The sequence below is a fragment of the Bradyrhizobium sp. CCBAU 11357 genome (genome assembly GCF_028128865.1).
Lineage (GTDB): Bacteria > Pseudomonadota > Alphaproteobacteria > Rhizobiales > Xanthobacteraceae > Bradyrhizobium.
This window is the reverse complement of record NZ_LBJW01000017.1, coordinates 454,415-471,319: the sequence shown is the minus strand read 5'-3', so window position 1 is coordinate 471,319 and position 16,905 is coordinate 454,415. Positions and strand designations below refer to the sequence as shown.

Here is a 16,905-nt window from a genome sequence, read left to right as displayed (position 1 = left end):
TAACGGACAAGCGCACAGTTGTCACGGATCGATGAATCTGGTTCACTTATGGAATGCTGTCGAATGTCCCGATATCGGCAATTCGCACCTTTGAGGCCGCCGCTCGCACCGGATCCTTTCGCGATGCGGCGAATGAGCTTCACCTGACGCCGAGTGCCGTCAGTCATGCCATCCGCAAGCTGGAGGGCACACTTCGCACCGTTCTGTTCGAGCGCAGCGCGCGATCCGTGCGGCTCACGCCGGCCGGCGAGAATCTGATGCGCCACACCGGAGCGGCTTTCGACCAACTCCGCCGCGGCCTCGAGGAAGTCGCCGCGCGCGGACCGCAATTGGTGCGCGTCCACTCAGCTCCGAGCTTTGCCGCGCAATGGTTGGCACCCCGGCTTGCACAATTTCTCGCCGCTTACCCGAAGCTCGAGGTTCGACTGGCTGCAAACACGGACTACGCGCGTTTCAGCAATGATGATTTTGATATCGACATCGTCTATGGTCCGCCGCGTGCTGAGGGCGTCGAAATTGTTCCTCTTCCCGAGGAGACGGTCACCCCCCTCTGCTCACCTGCTCTCGCGAAGTCAATAAAAAGACCGATCGACCTTCTCCATCAGACGCTGATCCGCTCTGATGTGAAGCAGGTTCAGTGGCACCAATGGTTCACCGCCAATGGATTGGAAGCCCCCGCGCTCCATGGCATGAGGTTCGATCGCAGCTTTCTCGCGATCGCGACAGCCGCAGAGGGGTTGGGAGTAGCGCTGGAATCGACGCTTCTCGCCGAACGCGAACTGGCGAGTGGGCGATTGGTCGCTCCATTGGCGGAGCGCGCAAACGATATTCGCTACGTTGGCCACCGCCTAATCTACCCGCGCGCAGGCCGGCAAAGATCGGCGGTACGAGCTTTTGCAGATTGGGTCGTGGCGCAACTCGATGTCCGCTCCTCGCAGTGAGCCGCAGCTCTGTCACGGTACCCAACCCAATCAAGCCCAGTGCCTGCTCCATCCACCCCCGACCCTTAGTGGCAGGCATGATGCTAGAAACGCGCATCAGACTAATTTTCCGAAAAGAAGCGAGGGCCTGAGAGGCCCTCGCAGTCAGGGAGGAACCGGTATCCAGAGACTTGGTCGCAGTCTGCTACGACATTGTCGGCATGACGAATTCGGCACCGGCTCGTATTCCGGTCGGCCAGCGGCTGGTGACCGTCTTCATTCGCGTATTAAATCGGACGCCTTCAGGGCCGTGCATGTGGTGGTCGCCGAAGATCGATGCTTTCCATCCACCGAAGGAGTGAAAGGCCATCGGCACCGGAATGGGAACGTTGATGCCGACCATCCCCACCTTGATCTGATTGGCGAATTCACGCGCGGCATCGCCATCACGTGTGAAAATGGCGGTACCATTGCCAAATTCGTGTTCATTGATCATGCGCGCGGCTGTCGCGTAGTCCGGCGCTCGAACGACTGACAGCACCGGTCCGAAGATCTCTTCCTTGTAGATCTTCATGTTCGGCTTGACATGGTCGAACAGGCTTCCACCCACGAAGAAACCATTTTCGTAGCCCTGCATCCTGAACTTGCGTCCGTCGACCAGCAACTTTGCGCCCTCGGCGACACCGGCATCGATATAGCTCCTTACCTTCTCCAGGTGCTGCTTCGTGACGAGAGGCCCCATCTCCGCTTCGCGGTCGGTACCCGGCCCGACCTTCAGGGCTCGGACCTTGGGTTCGAGCGCAGCGATCAGCTTATCCGCCGTCCCCTCGCCGACCGGCACGGCAACCGAGATCGCCATGCAGCGTTCACCGGCGGAACCGTAGGCGGCCCCCATCAACGCATCGACCGCCTGATCCATGTCGGCATCGGGCATCACGATCATGTGGTTCTTGGCGCCGCCAAGGGCCTGGCAGCGTTTCCCGGTGTTCGCGGCCGTCGAATAGATGTACTGCGCGATCGGTGTGGAGCCCACGAAGCTGATCGCCGAGATATTCGGGTGGTGCAGCAGCGCATCGACAGCTTCCTTGTCGCCTTGCACGACATTGAACACACCGTCCGGCAGACCGGCTTCCTTCAGCCACTCCGCCATGAGGAGCGACGGCGACGGGTCGCGCTCAGATGGCTTCAGAATGAACGCATTTCCGCAGGCGAGAGCGACCGGGAACATCCACATCGGAACCATGACAGGGAAATTGAAGGGCGTGATTCCGGCGACGACACCGAGCGGCTGGCGAGTAGAATAGCTGTCGACGCGGGTACCTACATTCTCCGTAAGTTCGCCCTTGAGGAGCTGCGGAGCGGCCGTGGCAAACTCGACCACCTCCATTCCGCGCTGAACTTCGCCCAGAGCGTCGGAGTGAACCTTGCCGTGCTCGGAGACGATCACGTCGGCAAGCTGACTTGCGCGATCCTCGAGAATCCGCAGAAATCGATTGAGAACGCGCGCACGACGTAGAGGCGTCGTGTCGGCCCAACCCTGGGCCGCCCTGCTGGCGGCGGACACCGCGTCGGCCACCACGACCGCGTTGGCGGCCACAACACGGCCGGTCTGCTCGCCCGTTGCCGGGTTGAAGACCGGCAAGCTGCGTTCGCTGCCACCCGGGACCTGCTTGCCATTGATGAAATGATTGATCTGCGTGACCACGAACGTCTCCTTCTTGTTTCTGATCAGACCCGCGCCCTCAAATCAGGCCGCTTTCATTCCCGCCATGTATTTGCCGATCACGCGCTTGTCGGCGCCCTCGGCTGACACTTCATGGACGATGCGACCCGCGCTCATGACGAGGACCCTGTCGACCAAGCCAAGCAACTCGTCGAGATCCTCCGAGATGAGCAGCACTGCGGCTCCGCCGTTCCGGGCCTCGAGGATCCGACGGTACGTTTCTTCGCACGCAACGAAATCGAGACCGAACGTCGGGTTGGACGCGACCAGCAATCGGACGTCCTGCGTGAGCTCCCGCGCCAGTACGGCCCGCTGCACGTTGCCACCGGACAGCGTGCTCATGCTTGCGGTCAGGCCAGGCGCCTTGACACGAAATTGTGCGACCAGCCTCTCAGCCTGCTCTGCGAGCGCGCCGTAGTTCATTGCGATACCACGGCAGAGCGGCACCCGATCGAAATTGCGCAGGGCAAGGTTCTCGGCCAGCGACATGCGATCGATGCAGGCGTTCTTCAGGGGCTCTTGCGGCAGTCCGTAGACGCCGAGGCGAGCGATTTCCTGTCGCGTACCGTTGAACGATGAGCCGGACACGGTCATCGTACCGCTGCGATCCCGCTGCCCCATCAGGGCCTCGACCAACTCCAACTGTCCATTTCCGGATACCCCGGCAATCCCGACAATCTCGCCTGCCCGCACCACGAGCGAGAGATCTTTCACGGCGGGAAGACCATTGTCGCCGTTCACGCGGAGGTCGCTGATGGAGAGAATAATATCGGACTTCGGCGGTGATTTCGGCGCGTGCTGCACCATCTTGCTGACCGGTTCTCCGATCATAGCTTCTGCCAGAGCGTCATCACTCAAATCGGCGACGGCGCCCGTTCGCACCGACGCGCCTCGACGCAACACCGTCACGTCGTCGGCGAATCGGCGCACTTCATGGAACTTGTGGCTAATCAGGATGGCGCTGAGTTCGCCCGTCCGTGTCAGGCTACGAACATGGCCGAGCACTTCATCGGCTTCTGCCGGCGTCAGCACCGACGTCGGTTCGTCTAGGATAAGTAGCTTGCGCCCGAGATAGAGCTGCTTGACGATCTCGGCCTTCTGCTTCTCGCCCGCCGAGAGCTGCGAGACGCGTACGTCGAGTGGCACGTGAAACGGAAGCTTCTTTGTAACTTCGGTCAGCCGCCTTAGCTCGTTTTGCCAGTTGATATAGGCCGGCAATCTCGCTCCGCTGACGACGAGATTCTGCGCCACCGTCATCGACGGCACGAGAGTGAAATGCTGATACACCATGCCGATGCCGAGCGCGTCGGCATCCTTCGGTGAGCTCAGCCGATGCTCGCGCCCATCCACCTCGATGTGACCCTCGTCCGGATGGTAAAAGCCGACGAGGCATTTGACCAACGTGCTCTTCCCAGCGCCATTCTCCCCGAGCAGCGCGTGGACGGTGCCCGAGCGGATCAGTAGCGACACGTTGTTCAAAGCGAGATTCGCTCCGAAACGCTTCGTCATGTTCCTGAGCTCGACTTGCGGAGCGGTCATCGGACTATCCTCCGAGGATGAATTCCCGTCACGGCGCTTCTCACCGGTGCAGCTTGAGCTCGCCCGGCGCATCGGCGAACGGAGCGGCGCGCGACGTCGAGGCCACCATGATCGCCAACGTCAGGATGTAGGGGGCCGCATTGAACAGGTAGTAATAGCCGGTCACGCCAATGCCCTGGAGCGCAGGACCAAGAGCGCCCGCCCCGCCGAACAGCAGCGATGCGCCGAGGGCGTTGATGGAGCGCCAGCGCGCAAAGATGACGAGCGCGACCGCCATGATGCCTTGGCCACTCGACAGCCCTTCACTCCAGCTCCCAGGATACGAAAGCGACAGGAAGCTGCCGCCGATGCCGGCGAGAAAGCCGCCCGCCATGGTCGCGATGATTCGTACCCGCAGTACGGGAAAGCCAAGCGCGCGTGCGGCATCCTCGCTATCTCCCACCGTACGCAGCATCAGCCCCCAGCCGGTCCTGTTCAGGAAAACGTAGACCGCAAAAGCCAGTGCAATTCCGACGAAGAACAGTGCGTTGACGTCCAGCGCAGCTCGCACCTGCGGTACGCTCGACCAGAATCCGAGTGCGATCGAGGGAAGCGGCGGCGCTTTGGGTTCGATCAAGGGTTTGCCCAGGAAGAACGCGAGCCCCGTACCCAGCACGATCAGGCTGATGCCGATCGCGGTATCGTTGACGCGCTTCACACTGCACAGCAGGCCATGCAGGAGCCCGAAGGCCATTCCGGCGAGTCCCGCGAAAAGCACGCCGAGCCAGGGCGAGCCGGACAGGTAGGAGATCGCGTATCCCGCCATGGCACCGAGCATCAGTGTGCCTTCGAGGCCCAGATTGATACGGCCCGATTTCTCGGTGATCAGCTCACCGATGCTCACGAAAATGAAGGGTGTCGACACACGGATCGCCCCACCCAGGATCGCGAGCGGCAGCGCAAGCCAACCGATTGATGTACCATCCATGCCTTTACCTCCGCGTCGTTTCTCGGAGTTGTTGCGCAATTGCATCCGCGACGAGGACGCAGACGAAGATCAGCCCCTGAAACACCAGCATCGTCGCATCGGGCAGTCCGAGACGCCGTTGCAGCAGGCTGGCGCTTGCCTGCATGCCGCCGATCAACAGCGCGACAGCGACAATCGCAAGCGGCTGGTGTCGCGCCAGGAACGCGACGAGGATTCCGCTATAGCCATAGCCGACGATGAGTGAGGAGTTGGCGGTCCCCTGTACGGCCGCCACCTCGATGGCCCCGGCGATGCCCGCCATACCGCCTGCCACGACCGAGGCACCGATGATCCATCGATTCACGGCAAGGCCAATCATCCGCGCGACCCGCGCACTTCCGCCGACCACCCGCAGCGCGAACCCCCAGCGCGTGTAACGGAGCACGACATGTGCGGCGATCGCCAGCAATAGACTGACGGCAAGGCCGGCGTGGACGCCCACGCCTGGCAGCGTCGGCAGCATGTAGGAGGGATCGATAGGGTGGGTCGACGGCTTGTCGAGACTTGCCGGATCGCGCAACATACCTTCGGTCAGGTGGTGGAAGACGGCGATTCCGATATAAGACAGCAACAGGCTCGAGATCGTTTCGTTGAGGCCGCGGTACTGGCGGAGCACGCCCGCCAGACCGAACCAGAGTCCTCCAATCAAGGCGCCGGCCAGCAACATCAGGAGCTGCATGGGAAGCGCGTGCGCGCCCGCGAACGGCAGCGTCACAACGGCACCCGCGAGGCCGCCCAGCACCAAGGCTCCCTCGCCGCCGATAATCACCAGCCCCGCTTGCGCGGGGATCGCAACTGCGAGCCCCACGAGGACCAAGGGAGCGGCGCGCGACAAGGTATCCTGCCAGGCGAAGCTGCTGCCGAAGCCGCCCTGGACGATCAGACCGAACACTGTGACGGGATTCTGTCCGTACAAGGCGACGAACGCCGCGAAGATGGCCGACGCAAGCAGCACCGCCAGCACAGGCAATGCCAAACCGAGTTGGGCTGCAGTTACTGGCGGACTCGATGGCCCGGGTTCGATTCCGGAGATCGAAGACAAGGGCGCCTCCTAGACTTGGCCAATGATGCCTTCGACGAGATAATTGATGCCATCAAGCACACGGTCGTTGCTGCTCTGCGTAGTTCCTGCAGGGATGACGACGTTGCCTTTGTTGTCCTTGAGCGGGCCACTGTAGATCACGCGCGTGCCGCCGATGAGGTCTGCCCGCGCCGTCTCGGCCGCTGCGCGCGCCTCAGGCGTAACGAGTTTCCCGAACGGGCTGTTCTTGACGAAATGATCGCCAAGCCCGGCACGGAGATAGTGCTCCGGCTTCTTGCCGCCACGCACGCTGCCGGCGTAGACCAGGTAGGGCGTGATCCAATTCCACTCGGCCCCCGTGAGATAGCCGTTGGGAGCCACATCGGCCTGACTCGAGTGGTAGCCGCATGACATGACGCCGCGCTTCTCCGCCGTCTCGATCACGACTTTCGGGCTATCGACCTGGGCGGCGATGACGTCGGCCCCCTGGTCGACCAGCGTGTTCGTCGCCTCCGCTTCGCGGACTGGAAGAACCCAGTCGCCCGTGAAGATGACCTGCACCTGAATTGCCGGGTCGACCGAGCGCGCGCCAATCGCGAACGCGTTGATGCTGCGCAGAAGATTGGGTGTCGGCTTTGCCGCGACCAGGCCGAGCTTCTTGCTCTTCGTCATGTGGCCGGCGATGATTCCCGAAATGTACTGCGCCTCGAAGATGTAGGCGTAGAACGTGCCGATGTTCTCGGGCATGCCCGCCGTCCACACGCCGCCGGTGTGGGCAAAGGTGACGTCCGGATACTTGGCCGCCATCTCCAGAACGTGCGGCTTGAAGTAGCCAAAGGACGTCGCCAGGATGAGTTGAGCGCCATCCTGACGGATCATGCCTTCCATGCTGCGCTGGGCCGCGATCGTTTCCGGAACGCGCTCCTCCTCGATCACCTTGATGCCGGGTTGTTTCTTGAGCGACGCGGCGGCCTGCGCGTGGGACTGGTTGAAGCCGTAATCCTGCTTGGAGCCGGAGTAGAGAACTCCGACGGTGAGCGGCGTCTCCGCATGGGCAACGGTACTCTTGAGAACGAATGGTGCGGAGCCGGCAGCGGCCAGCATCTGGAGCACCGAGCGACGGTCGACAGGCTTCAAAGTCATGTTCCCCTCCGTTGAAGATTGCAATCAGCAAGTCACGACGAAATTCGTTCGGCAGCAGACAGCAGGCCGGGCGCACCACATGCGATGAGATCGGCTTCCAGCTCCCGTCTTTCAGCAGCGGACAGCGGCGTGACCGGCGAGCGCACGGCGCCGCCGGCAAGGCCGATCAGATCGCACCAATGCTTGACCGCTGCGTTCGGCATGTGACCGCGCTTCAGCGGGTCCATGATCCACTTGTTGAAGATGATCCGCTGCGGCGCGAGTGAAGCACAGATGCGTGCTGCTTCTTCCGTCCGCGCGGCCGCCAACAGAGCCACATATTCCGCGATCGGGCGAAACTCGCCGCGTTGATAGAGGTAGGGCTCGGGGTCGGCATAGAGGATCGACTGACCCTCGGTCTGCATGTTGGCGAAGAAGTTCTCTTCCAGCGGATCCGACACCAGCACGCCGTTTCGCGCAGCCTGGCGAAGCGCCGCGTTCTCGGCTGCGTTGCCTGTCGTCTTCAGGAGCTTGAGATTGGATAGCGAGCAGAGCTGCGTGAAAACGCCCGGATCCAATGGGCTGCCCGCGGCGGTTCGCGCGTTGAAGATGACGATCGGCATCTCCAAGCGGACACAGACGTGGTGCAAATACGCGAACTGCTGCGCAGGCGATCGCGGCCCCGAGGTTGGGACCATCAGCACGGCGTGGCTGACGCCAAGCCGACGCGCGTGCTCGCCGAGATCGATGGTTTCCTCCACCGAGGGACCGGAGATCACCACGGAAATCCCAAGGCGCCCCCCAGCCTCGTCCGCAATGACCTCGATGACACGCTTTCTCTCCTGCAGCGTGAGCGACCAGACTTCGCCGATCAGCCCATTGCAGAACACCCCTGCCAATCCGGTCGCGATGTAGTGGCGGACGTTCCGGCGGACTCCGGCCTCGTCGATGGCACCGGATGCATCGAAGGGGGTGTGAATTGCCGCCCAGATTTCCGGGATGTTCCGTTCGACCGCCATTCCGCTCCCTTTCGTCCAACCGGTCTATTATATTTATCATGATAAACCGGATTTGCATGAATATGCCTATTATGGGAGAAGTGTCAATCCGTGAGTCGGTCCTTTGCTTGGCCCCGCGCCAGTTCGCACCGCAGCCGGCCCTGGATCCTATTGGTCGCTTTGGAGAATTCGGGAATGACGGTCGAACTGGAAAAATTGCCGCGACCGGGGGGCCGGCTGAAAATTCAAAAGCGGGCCGATCTCGTCACCGAAGAGATCAAGCAGCTGATCACCCAGAAGAACCTTTGTCCGGGCGACAAGCTTCCCATGGAGAAGGAGCTTCAGCGGCTGTTTTCGGTCAGCAAGAGCACGATCCGCGAGGCCCTTAAGTCCCTTGAGGTGCAGGGACTGATCACCATCAGCACCGGCCCGACTGGCGGGGCGACGATCATGGAGGTCCCGCTCGAGCGCACCTTTCAGCTGTTGCAGAACTACCTGTTCTTCAAAGAGGTCAGCATGGAGGACATCTATGCGGCGCGGCGCCTGCTGGAGCCCGAATTGGCTGCCGGCTCGGTGCCGTTTCTGTCGAAGGAGCAGCTCGACGCGTTGGAGCACAACATCGAAACGTGCCAGCCTAGCTCGCAGGAGCCGTCTCTTCTGGTTCGTCAACGCCAGGCGGATCTCGACTTTCACGACATCCTGGCTGCAGCAAACCCCAATCCCTTCCTGCGCTTCGCATGCGAGCTCATCAACGAGATGCTTCGTCGGCTGGTTGTCTTCAGCACCCAGACGCCTCCTGAAGAGCACACGAGATTCGGATGCGCCAACGTCAAGATTCACACGGAGATCGCCAAGGCCGCCCGCGCGCGCGACAGCGAGCGCGTGCGCGCGCTCATGAAGGCGCACATGGACGAAGCTTCAGAGTACGTGAAGCGGTTAGATGGCCGTCTCGATGGTCGACTGATCCTCGATTCGGAAATGGCGCCGCGCCCGCGACCGCTGTCGTGATGGACGTTCTACTTGCAGGGCCAATCAATTAGCTCCTTCCGCCGGACAATTTTGTCGACAGAGTTAGTCTAGCCCAGTTTCCCGAGCGCGATCTGCCGCCGCCTCGTGATTTCCCGGAGCGTCGAATAGCGGCTGCGCGGCTCGACGACGACGACGTTGAAGGACGTAGAGCACACGGCACGCCATCGACGTCGAGCATATCGCCCAGGCGCGGATCGCGCGAAATCATTGTCGGGAGGGAAGCTAACTCGCCTTAGCTTCCCATCTTCCGTCGGATAACGTTCGTGGCGCGAGCGGCATCGATCGGCGAAAGCTTTTTCCGCTCAGTGCGTCGGGTGTATACGGCCCCCTCAGAAAATCCGCTACGACGAAACCGCCAGTTGCAGCGGCTCCGGCATCGTGAACAGGCGCCGACGTCGGAACGCGATCGGCTCTGGAGACACAGGTAGGCCTGCAGCGCGGGCGATGACGGAAGAATGCTGACGCCGTCAGCCGGAAGTGCTGCGGCCGGTTGATCCAGGCCAGCACCGCGAAACTCCAGCGCCGCGCGAGATGATCGTCGACCACGCCGAGACCTGCAAGGCGTCGCCAGTCAGCGCGGCACCGACCTGGTCGACGGATGCAGGTGTAGAAGTCGTCGCCGAACGTCGACCGCGTGCTCGGATCGCTTGCGACCTTCGAACGCGACGGCGGCGGCTAGTGCATCAGCGTGCGACAACGCCGCCGTCGGCGCAAAGATTCAAAATCCTGGGGTACAAAAGTGGGTACAGGGCCTATTTAGGCCGACTGCGAACTCTAGCCTCGAGACCGAAGAAACGAGCGGCAAGAGCAGAAATGGCAGGTCACGTGATGACTTAGGATAGCGGTATCATGGTAGCGGGGGAGCGCTACCTACGTTCCCCCCGACAGCATTTACCCGAGTTTTTGGTCTCCGCTGCTTAGTTCAGCCGGTTCACCCAGTTGATCAACCCCAGGGAGCCGGACCCCACTTACGTCCCGCCCCTAATAGCTCCGCGAGTTTTTCGGTGTGGCCTGTCAGCGCTCGCTCCGGGCGCCTTACCACGCAATGAAATAAAATTTGATGGGATAAGTCAAAATCGAGACTTGATCTTCCATCTATCTCTACCGGCGTAACTCGAATGCGGCCTGAATAGGTAAGAAGCAATGACAGATCAGCAATTGGCTATTCACGCCATCAGCGAAGCCCAATGCATACTGGACGAATACCTTCAGCCTCGCCCCCGCGACAATGAGGGGATGATCTTCGACAAGCTGGTCGAGGTTCTTGAGCGGCCCGATCTGGTGGTCGCCATAGCTCGGCTGCAGCAACGAAGTAGCCCGTAGCGCTCAGATGGCAAAACAACTTCCATCAGTTCGTTTTGCCACTTGCATCGCTGCGCTCCTGTTGATTGGACTGCCAACTGCGCAGGCGAAACAACAATGCAGGGCCGAGGTGCCACCAAATGCGCGGGAGTATTGGTCTTGGCGCATCATCGACGGACGAAGATGCTGGTACGAAGGCAGGCCCATGCTTTCGAAGTCATTGTTGGAGTGGCCCGCTCTAGCTTCGACCCAGTCGCAATCCGATAGAGAACTGGAAGGCGCGCTTACCGAAAAGTCCAGGAATCCGATGGACGCAGAAGCCCGGGCGCCGGCTGACCGAAAAACTTTCGATGCCCTTTGGCGCGCAAGGGTGGAGCAGCGCTAAGACCCGCCCTACTCTGTTAACGTCGACGGACGGCTTCTCCCCTTTGGGTCGTTCAGAAAAAATGCGATGGCGGCTCACTGTCCGCCGTTCTGTCTCGCTCGCCCCGGCCGTCGGAATGGGCTGTGGATGCGCCAATCTGTCACCATGACGTGGGATCACAGCATCCGCGTCCCGCTTAGAGGCTCCGGAAATACAGGACCTATGAAGGTGCACTGCTCACACTCGCAATGCGGGTCGTGGAATGCAGCGGTGACGATGATCCTATTCCACAGCAACATCGCCCAAAAATGCAGGTTATTAACATCGGGGAACACGTGGTCGCTGTAGGCAAACACCCCCGGATAGGGGCCGCGCGTCTTCAGGAGATTTTCGTTTGTTATTGCCAGAAAAGCGTCGGGCGGCTGTTGTCCCGGGAGCGTGATGGTTACTGCGAGCGTCCAGCGTTCAGGCCACACCTCTTGCGTGTCGCTAAAGTGCAAGCCCCGAATAATCTTCCACAGCACGTCGTGAAGACGGTCGGCGTCAAATCGCTTGGCGATGACATTGGCCGGGAGGATAACTCCGCCAACCTTACGCATGAACTCCTGCTTCACCTGCATCACCAAGGCGACGCCTTGCCCCTTGTGGAACTTGTCGAATGTGTGCCTCCACAATGCATTACCGGCCTCCGAACCGCGCACGAACGGGACGAGGCTTTGGACAAAATACTCTTCGTCTAGTTTCCAAGCGTTGTTGCAGGCCCGGTGCGTCGGGAGGGTGAGCAGGTTGGTGGTCTTATATTTCCTCCTGAGCGCTCTGGCATAGAACTGCTTCGGCGGGACGTGATCGTCGTCGCGCGGGTTGCGGAGTGGCTCTCCGCATAGATAACAGATTGAGATGGCCTTACGGGTTTTCAATTCAATCCGGGCGGCTCGCGATTCGTCCTTGGATTGTACTCTGTTTTCGGATTTGCAGGTCCGCTTTGTAACTCACGCGGTTGCATAGTGGCACCCGCATGACTGATCGATAATGTCGCTGGCTATCACCCTGTGAATAGGTCGGAAAAAGCGCTTCGATCCTCGCCCCGCTACCCTGCATTGTGCCACCGTTCAGCTTCCGATTCGATGGAGGCTGGGCAGATTAGCGATGTTGACTGATATTTTTGCTCACCGTTACGCCCTGCCGATTATGTGGGAGACGTTCTACGAAGAGCATCGTCGCCTTCTCGTACAGGGCTTCCAACTCCTGAACGATATTTGCCCATACTACGTGGGGGGCAAAGACTCCGAGCATGGCAAGGGCTTTTGGACGCGGAGAATGTATGGCTCAGTGGTCAAAACACTACGGTGAAGATGTGCGAAGCGTGGATGCTTACACCTTTCGACGGCAACGTATCGGCCGACCGTTTCATTAAAGAGCGCATCAGCCTAGTCGAAATCGGCTTCCGCCAGCATGAGAATTTCGTGGCCGAACTGAACGCTGGGCTCGCGGAGAAATTAACAGCTGCTCGGATTCAGGACCATACGTTCCCTGCAGGAGGTCGCGGTCTTCGGCTGCCCGGCAAGCGCGCTGATGGGATACAAGCTGCAAACGACAAGCTAAACGCTACGTTTCAAGCCGCAGTCAACGAGTTAAATGCCCGCTTTCGCCAAGCGGGCTGCCAGTTGCACTATCACAACGGCTTCATTCAAATCTCGGAGGACCAAACGATCGCGCAACAAATTGAAACCCCTTTTTGGAAATTGGTCGCGGAGCCAAAGTGGCACAACGTCGATCACGATATGAAGGAGGCGATTGACTCCGGGACACAGGAGGTCGCGACCCCGCCTTCTATGCCGCTCGATCTCTAGAAAGCGCCATCAAGATCATCTCGGATGAAAAGCAACTTACCACAGGCAAGGAGAAAGGCGCTGCCAACTACATCGACAACCTGCGAGGCGCGAAACTTATCGAGGTCTGGGAAATGGAGGCGCTGAAGCATTTGTTTGCGAAAGTCCGCAATCCATTCGGACACGGCCCCGGCTCTGCGCCTATGCCGAGCCTCACCGATCACCAGACCAACTGGGCTATCGAGAACTCGATGACCTGGATCAAGAGTCTAATTCGCAGGATGTGACGGACGCCCTTATCCTCGTGCTCCGGCGCTGCATCTTAAGCGATTTCCAGAAGCGCCCAAACCCAACGTCCGTTCGTATCACGCGCTGGCAGAACTTCGAACATGGGTTTGGTCAAGGAGGCACTAGCAGCCCATTCTGCCTCGATTTGCTCGCGGACGCCGAACCACTCAGCCTCTTGCTCCGCTTTCCACTGATCATAGGTCGCAGCCGACTCCAGATCGAATTCTTCGACAGTCATCATCGTATTGATCGCTCTGTCGATGGTTGATGCGCTGGAGATGGGGAAAACTCCAGCGATCCGCAAGTCTATCATCGGACTGTCTGATGGCAGCTTCGGTTGCGTGAAAGTATAAACGCTGGAAATTCAACATGTGACGGCAGCTGTCTCTACTGTTGCCAGCCCATAAATATTTTCCAGCGATATCTTTACAGCTTACAAGTCGGCAACTTGCCGCCGATGCCCCGCGTCTTCCCAGACTATCCGGCGCCTGTGATCCATAACACGGAAGCCGGACTAGAGATGACGATGATGCGTTTGGCGTCAGTTAATCACCACGCGCCAGCTTCGCGACAGCTCGACGGAGCTTGATCTCGATGCACCGAGCGCAGATCAACTCGCCCCCCGGCCGGTGGCGCAAGAACGGTCAGCTCTTGTTGCGCGAACTCTTCTTCGCAGTGATCGCAGCGGCCTGGGATTTCGAGCATCCGCGCATTTGCTGACGTAGTTATGGCGGAATTCGGCAAAGGCCGCCGGAATGAACCTAAGCCGCTGGTCAGTTGGTGTCTCGAGAACAAAAAGTCGCGCCGACAGGAATGGGCGCGACTTTTCTCGAACAGCCAAAGATGATCAGGAATGATGCCCTCGACTATTTCTCTTTGATGACAGTCGTGCTGCTGCTGCTACCAACTGTCCCTTCCTCGCAGACTTTGGTCTGCTTGATGCGATCTTCGGCTTCCACGCGGCTCTTGAAAGCCAGCGGACCGATCTGCGTTACGACCTCCTTGTCCGCCGGACGTGTCGTGGTAACGGTGCATTGGCGGTTCGGACCCTGCACGACATAGTACTCATCGGCTAGTGCCGGGACGGCGCATCCGATGATTAATGCGCCAGCAAGAAGAAGTGGTGCCTTCATTGTCGCCTCTCTCTGTTCAAGCGCTGCCGACCGGCGCGATCGAGAAACCGTCACGTGCTATCGCGCACGCGACCGCATGCTCCATCCAGTCGGCGGCTCTGTAACTCATTGCGGACTGCAAGAGTTCCGAAAGGCCATGTCTGTAGTGAAGATAATAAGAGAGACCCAAGAGACCGTTTCAGAATTCAATTCACGCGCCCTGGAACTCCCCGATTGCGTGTCGCGTCAAAATACCAGAGTGGTAGAATACAAGAATTCGCACCAAACAGGGTGCATTCGTGAGTGCTGCAAGTACCGGCGACGCGCGAGCGATGAACATCTTGCGCGAACTGCACGAGGCCGATACGGAGCTGGTCGGCAAGACCGTCGTCTTGACTGACGGCAAGGCAGGCACAATTGATCGCGTCTTCCTCGATGATGAGCACGGACTTCGCATCTCGGTCGCGGGACATGAAGGTCGCTGGCCGATTTCGACGGTGAAACACATTGAGGGCTGATCGGCCGTGGCCCGGTGGGGCATACCCTCCCAGCAGCGCGCGCTCGACGACCTGCGATCAATCAGTGAATGGTTGACTTCACCGGGTCTGCCGATTGATCGAGAGCTGTATTCTCCTCGGCCTCTCGCACTCGGCCTCGAAGGGTCTCAAGTTCGGCAAGCTGAAAAAGAAGCGCCTGAGCACGCAGGCACAGGACAACGCGGTTCAACGCCCGACTACGGTTAGTCATTGCACGCCCCCGATGTTTGAAGAATTGGCCCATTGGTCGATTTCGCGTTGCAGGAGTTTTTCTCACCCAGCCGGCTCAAGCGAGCTGATTGAGCTAGCGACGTTGCATTCCCGGAAGTGGGACGACAGCTCAAGCTCAGCCAAGTGCTCCCAGCATTCCGCGTCCGCGAGGAGTTTCCATTTGTTCATGCTGTTGTACGCCGCCTGTTGACGGCACAGAGAACCCATCGCGCGCAAGCGTCGCACCTTCTCCACGGCGAACCTCCTTCGGGCTTCTTCTTCGCAAGCCATTGTTTGTGTCGGATCGAAAGTCTCGCAGATTAAAATGATGAGTGAAAGTCCGGTGTTTGACTGGTTTAAATGACAGCGCAATCGTCTGACTTTTTCTGGACGAGCGCTAAGCATTGACGAGATCCAAAAACGCATCGCAGAATGAAGGTGCTCTTCCGAACCTTAAGCCCCCCAATGTCGGAAGCGCTGTTAAGGAAGGTGACGGCTCCAGTCCCACAACTGGAGCCGTTTTTTTGTTGCTCATCGAAACCAGACTTGGCGACGCAAAGGATGCAGGCAGACGCACTCATTTCAGGGTTCAGATGTCCATTGCCGATGACGCCCAGACTTGCACGGCGATCGAAAAATGGCTCGCCTCGTGGTAGATGGCCCAGGGACCAGAGGCTGCGGTGGAATAGGCGGCCGGTGAGAGGCAGTGGACGTGCGTGACAAGGGCTAGAGCTTGGTCGGCTACAGGCTGAATTGCAGACCATCTTCCGCTGACAGAGGCCGCCGAGTGCGCCTTACTTGCTAATGCGGAGATACGAGCGCGGCAACGCTGAATGCCACTATGCAGGCGGCGGCTAGGGACCAGAGCGCTATGGCGATCTCTCTAGGCATGGTGCCCAACATCATGCGCGCGCGTTATTTTATGAAGTAGATGTTCGTAACGACTAGGGCGACCAGTAGCGCGCCACCCACGAGCGCGATGGCAAAACAGACGCGCGCCGGGATCGAATACGTCTCGAAATGGGGTCTGATGATCACGCTACGGCTCCTCCCGCGTTGGAGTGCACCGGCTGACTTTATGGATGGAACCACTGAATTCCCTTTCTGGGACGGCGTCTAGTCCATTCAGTTCCGCAGTGCACCCCCAGGCCAGCGAAACCAACGGTCGCCAAATAGGCCAGCAACTCTGACATTGTGTGATCGGAGCATTCCCGGCGGTCACGCCGCCCGCCATAACCGTCGAGATCGCCAGGGGCATTCAACCCGTGCAGGACGGACGCGTCTTCATCGAGCTGATCAATGTGCACTTCCTGAGACAGGGCGGCACGGGCGAACAATTCAGCGCCGCAGTCGCTTTGGCGCAGGAGCGCGGCTGGCTGGAGCTGCATGAGAGCGGCACGTATGTCCGGCTACCGGGGACAGGAGCCTCGGTTAAGTGAAGAGCCGTGTGCATTCAGCAATTGAGCTTCAATGCTAGGGTGGCGGCCAGCCGCTTTGATGCGGCTGCGCAAAACCCGTTCGGACCAGCCTGCCCTCCTAGGGGCTGGAGCGGACATAGGGCAGGCGGTCCGACGGCTGGCGCGTTGGGGAGGTGCGCCATACAATCGGAGGCTAGTCCCAATCAGCGATATCCCTTGTTCACTTTTGACAGGGAACAGCTATTTGTAATGTTCCTAGAAAGGAACATTGAGGCCGCTAGTGAAAGACATGCAGGCCCAGCTTAGAGAGACTTCGGCGAGACGCCGCTGAGTGCGCACTTATTCGAGATTTGGCGACCGATCCCAAAAAGCGCGAGTTGTTTGCCCGATTGGCCGAACATCTTGCTGGGCTCGCATCCGCGGTGGAGCAAGCTCTCGGTGACAGCACCGGGAGCGAAGTCGCGCCGGATCTGCCGCCAGGGCCGTAG

At 59.8% G+C, this 16,905-nt stretch carries 15 protein-coding genes; 6 read left to right on the top strand and 9 right to left on the bottom strand.

What is annotated here, in order from left to right; all coding sequences use genetic code 11:
- Positions 1-53 precede the first annotated feature (53 nt).
- Positions 54-941, top strand: coding sequence for a LysR substrate-binding domain-containing protein (locus XI05_RS07285; protein WP_271499984.1), 888 nt, complete (start codon positions 54-56; stop codon positions 939-941).
- 184 nt (positions 942-1,125) lie between these two features.
- Here XI05_RS07285 and XI05_RS07280 read toward each other — a convergent pair whose 3' ends face one another.
- The 6 genes from XI05_RS07280 to XI05_RS07255 are packed head-to-tail and all read right to left on the bottom strand — an operon-like array spanning position 1,126 to position 8,350.
- Positions 1,126-2,625, bottom strand: a complete 1,500-nt coding sequence (locus XI05_RS07280; RefSeq protein ID WP_271499983.1) for a CoA-acylating methylmalonate-semialdehyde dehydrogenase — start codon at positions 2,623-2,625, stop codon at positions 1,126-1,128.
- 42 nt (positions 2,626-2,667) lie between these two features.
- Positions 2,668-4,182: an ABC transporter ATP-binding protein gene (locus tag XI05_RS07275; RefSeq protein ID WP_271499982.1), complete on the bottom strand. Its 1,515-nt coding sequence runs from the start codon at positions 4,180-4,182 to the stop codon at positions 2,668-2,670.
- Positions 4,183-4,222: 40 nt separating this feature from the next.
- Entirely contained in the window at positions 4,223-5,149 is a 927-nt protein-coding gene (locus XI05_RS07270) for an ABC transporter permease (protein WP_271500622.1), read from the bottom strand.
- A 4-nt stretch (positions 5,150-5,153) separates the two neighbouring features.
- Positions 5,154-6,230, bottom strand: coding sequence for an ABC transporter permease (locus tag XI05_RS07265; RefSeq protein ID WP_271499981.1), 1,077 nt, complete (start codon positions 6,228-6,230; stop codon positions 5,154-5,156).
- A 9-nt stretch (positions 6,231-6,239) separates the two neighbouring features.
- Positions 6,240-7,352 (bottom strand): BMP family ABC transporter substrate-binding protein, encoded by a 1,113-nt coding sequence (locus tag XI05_RS07260; RefSeq protein ID WP_271499980.1) that lies wholly within the window; start codon positions 7,350-7,352, stop codon positions 6,240-6,242.
- A gap of 32 nt (positions 7,353-7,384) precedes the next feature.
- Positions 7,385-8,350, bottom strand: coding sequence for a dihydrodipicolinate synthase family protein (locus XI05_RS07255; protein WP_271499979.1), 966 nt, complete (start codon positions 8,348-8,350; stop codon positions 7,385-7,387).
- Positions 8,351-8,524: 174 nt separating this feature from the next.
- Here XI05_RS07255 and XI05_RS07250 point away from each other — a divergent pair, with 174 nt between their 5' ends.
- A complete protein-coding gene (locus tag XI05_RS07250) occupies positions 8,525-9,337 on the top strand; it encodes a FadR/GntR family transcriptional regulator (RefSeq protein ID WP_271499978.1) in 813 nt (270 codons plus the stop codon).
- Between the two features lie 1,164 nt (positions 9,338-10,501).
- On the top strand, positions 10,502-10,681 hold the full coding sequence (locus XI05_RS07245) for a hypothetical protein (protein WP_271499977.1): 180 nt from the start codon (positions 10,502-10,504) through the stop codon (positions 10,679-10,681).
- Positions 10,682-11,200: 519 nt separating this feature from the next.
- Here the strand turns inward: XI05_RS07245 and XI05_RS07240 are convergent.
- On the bottom strand, positions 11,201-11,941 hold the full coding sequence (locus XI05_RS07240) for a hypothetical protein (RefSeq protein WP_271499976.1): 741 nt from the start codon (positions 11,939-11,941) through the stop codon (positions 11,201-11,203).
- Positions 11,942-12,391: 450 nt separating this feature from the next.
- On the opposite strand from XI05_RS07240, the gene XI05_RS07235 reads away from it, so the two are divergent.
- Positions 12,392-12,874: an AbiJ-NTD4 domain-containing protein gene (locus XI05_RS07235; protein ID WP_271499975.1), complete on the top strand. Its 483-nt coding sequence runs from the start codon at positions 12,392-12,394 to the stop codon at positions 12,872-12,874.
- Between the two features lie 301 nt (positions 12,875-13,175).
- On the opposite strand, the gene XI05_RS07230 is transcribed toward XI05_RS07235, so the two are convergent.
- Positions 13,176-13,445: a hypothetical protein gene (locus XI05_RS07230; RefSeq protein WP_271499974.1), complete on the bottom strand. Its 270-nt coding sequence runs from the start codon at positions 13,443-13,445 to the stop codon at positions 13,176-13,178.
- A 562-nt stretch (positions 13,446-14,007) separates the two neighbouring features.
- Positions 14,008-14,274, bottom strand: coding sequence for a hypothetical protein (locus XI05_RS07220; protein ID WP_271499973.1), 267 nt, complete (start codon positions 14,272-14,274; stop codon positions 14,008-14,010).
- Positions 14,275-14,585: 311 nt separating this feature from the next.
- Here XI05_RS07220 and XI05_RS07215 point away from each other — a divergent pair, with 311 nt between their 5' ends.
- Entirely contained in the window at positions 14,586-14,771 is a 186-nt protein-coding gene (locus XI05_RS07215; protein WP_271499972.1) for a PRC-barrel domain containing protein, read from the top strand.
- A gap of 1,424 nt (positions 14,772-16,195) precedes the next feature.
- On the top strand, positions 16,196-16,438 hold the full coding sequence (locus XI05_RS07205) for a hypothetical protein (RefSeq protein ID WP_271499971.1): 243 nt from the start codon (positions 16,196-16,198) through the stop codon (positions 16,436-16,438).
- Positions 16,439-16,905: the final 467 nt, after the last annotated feature.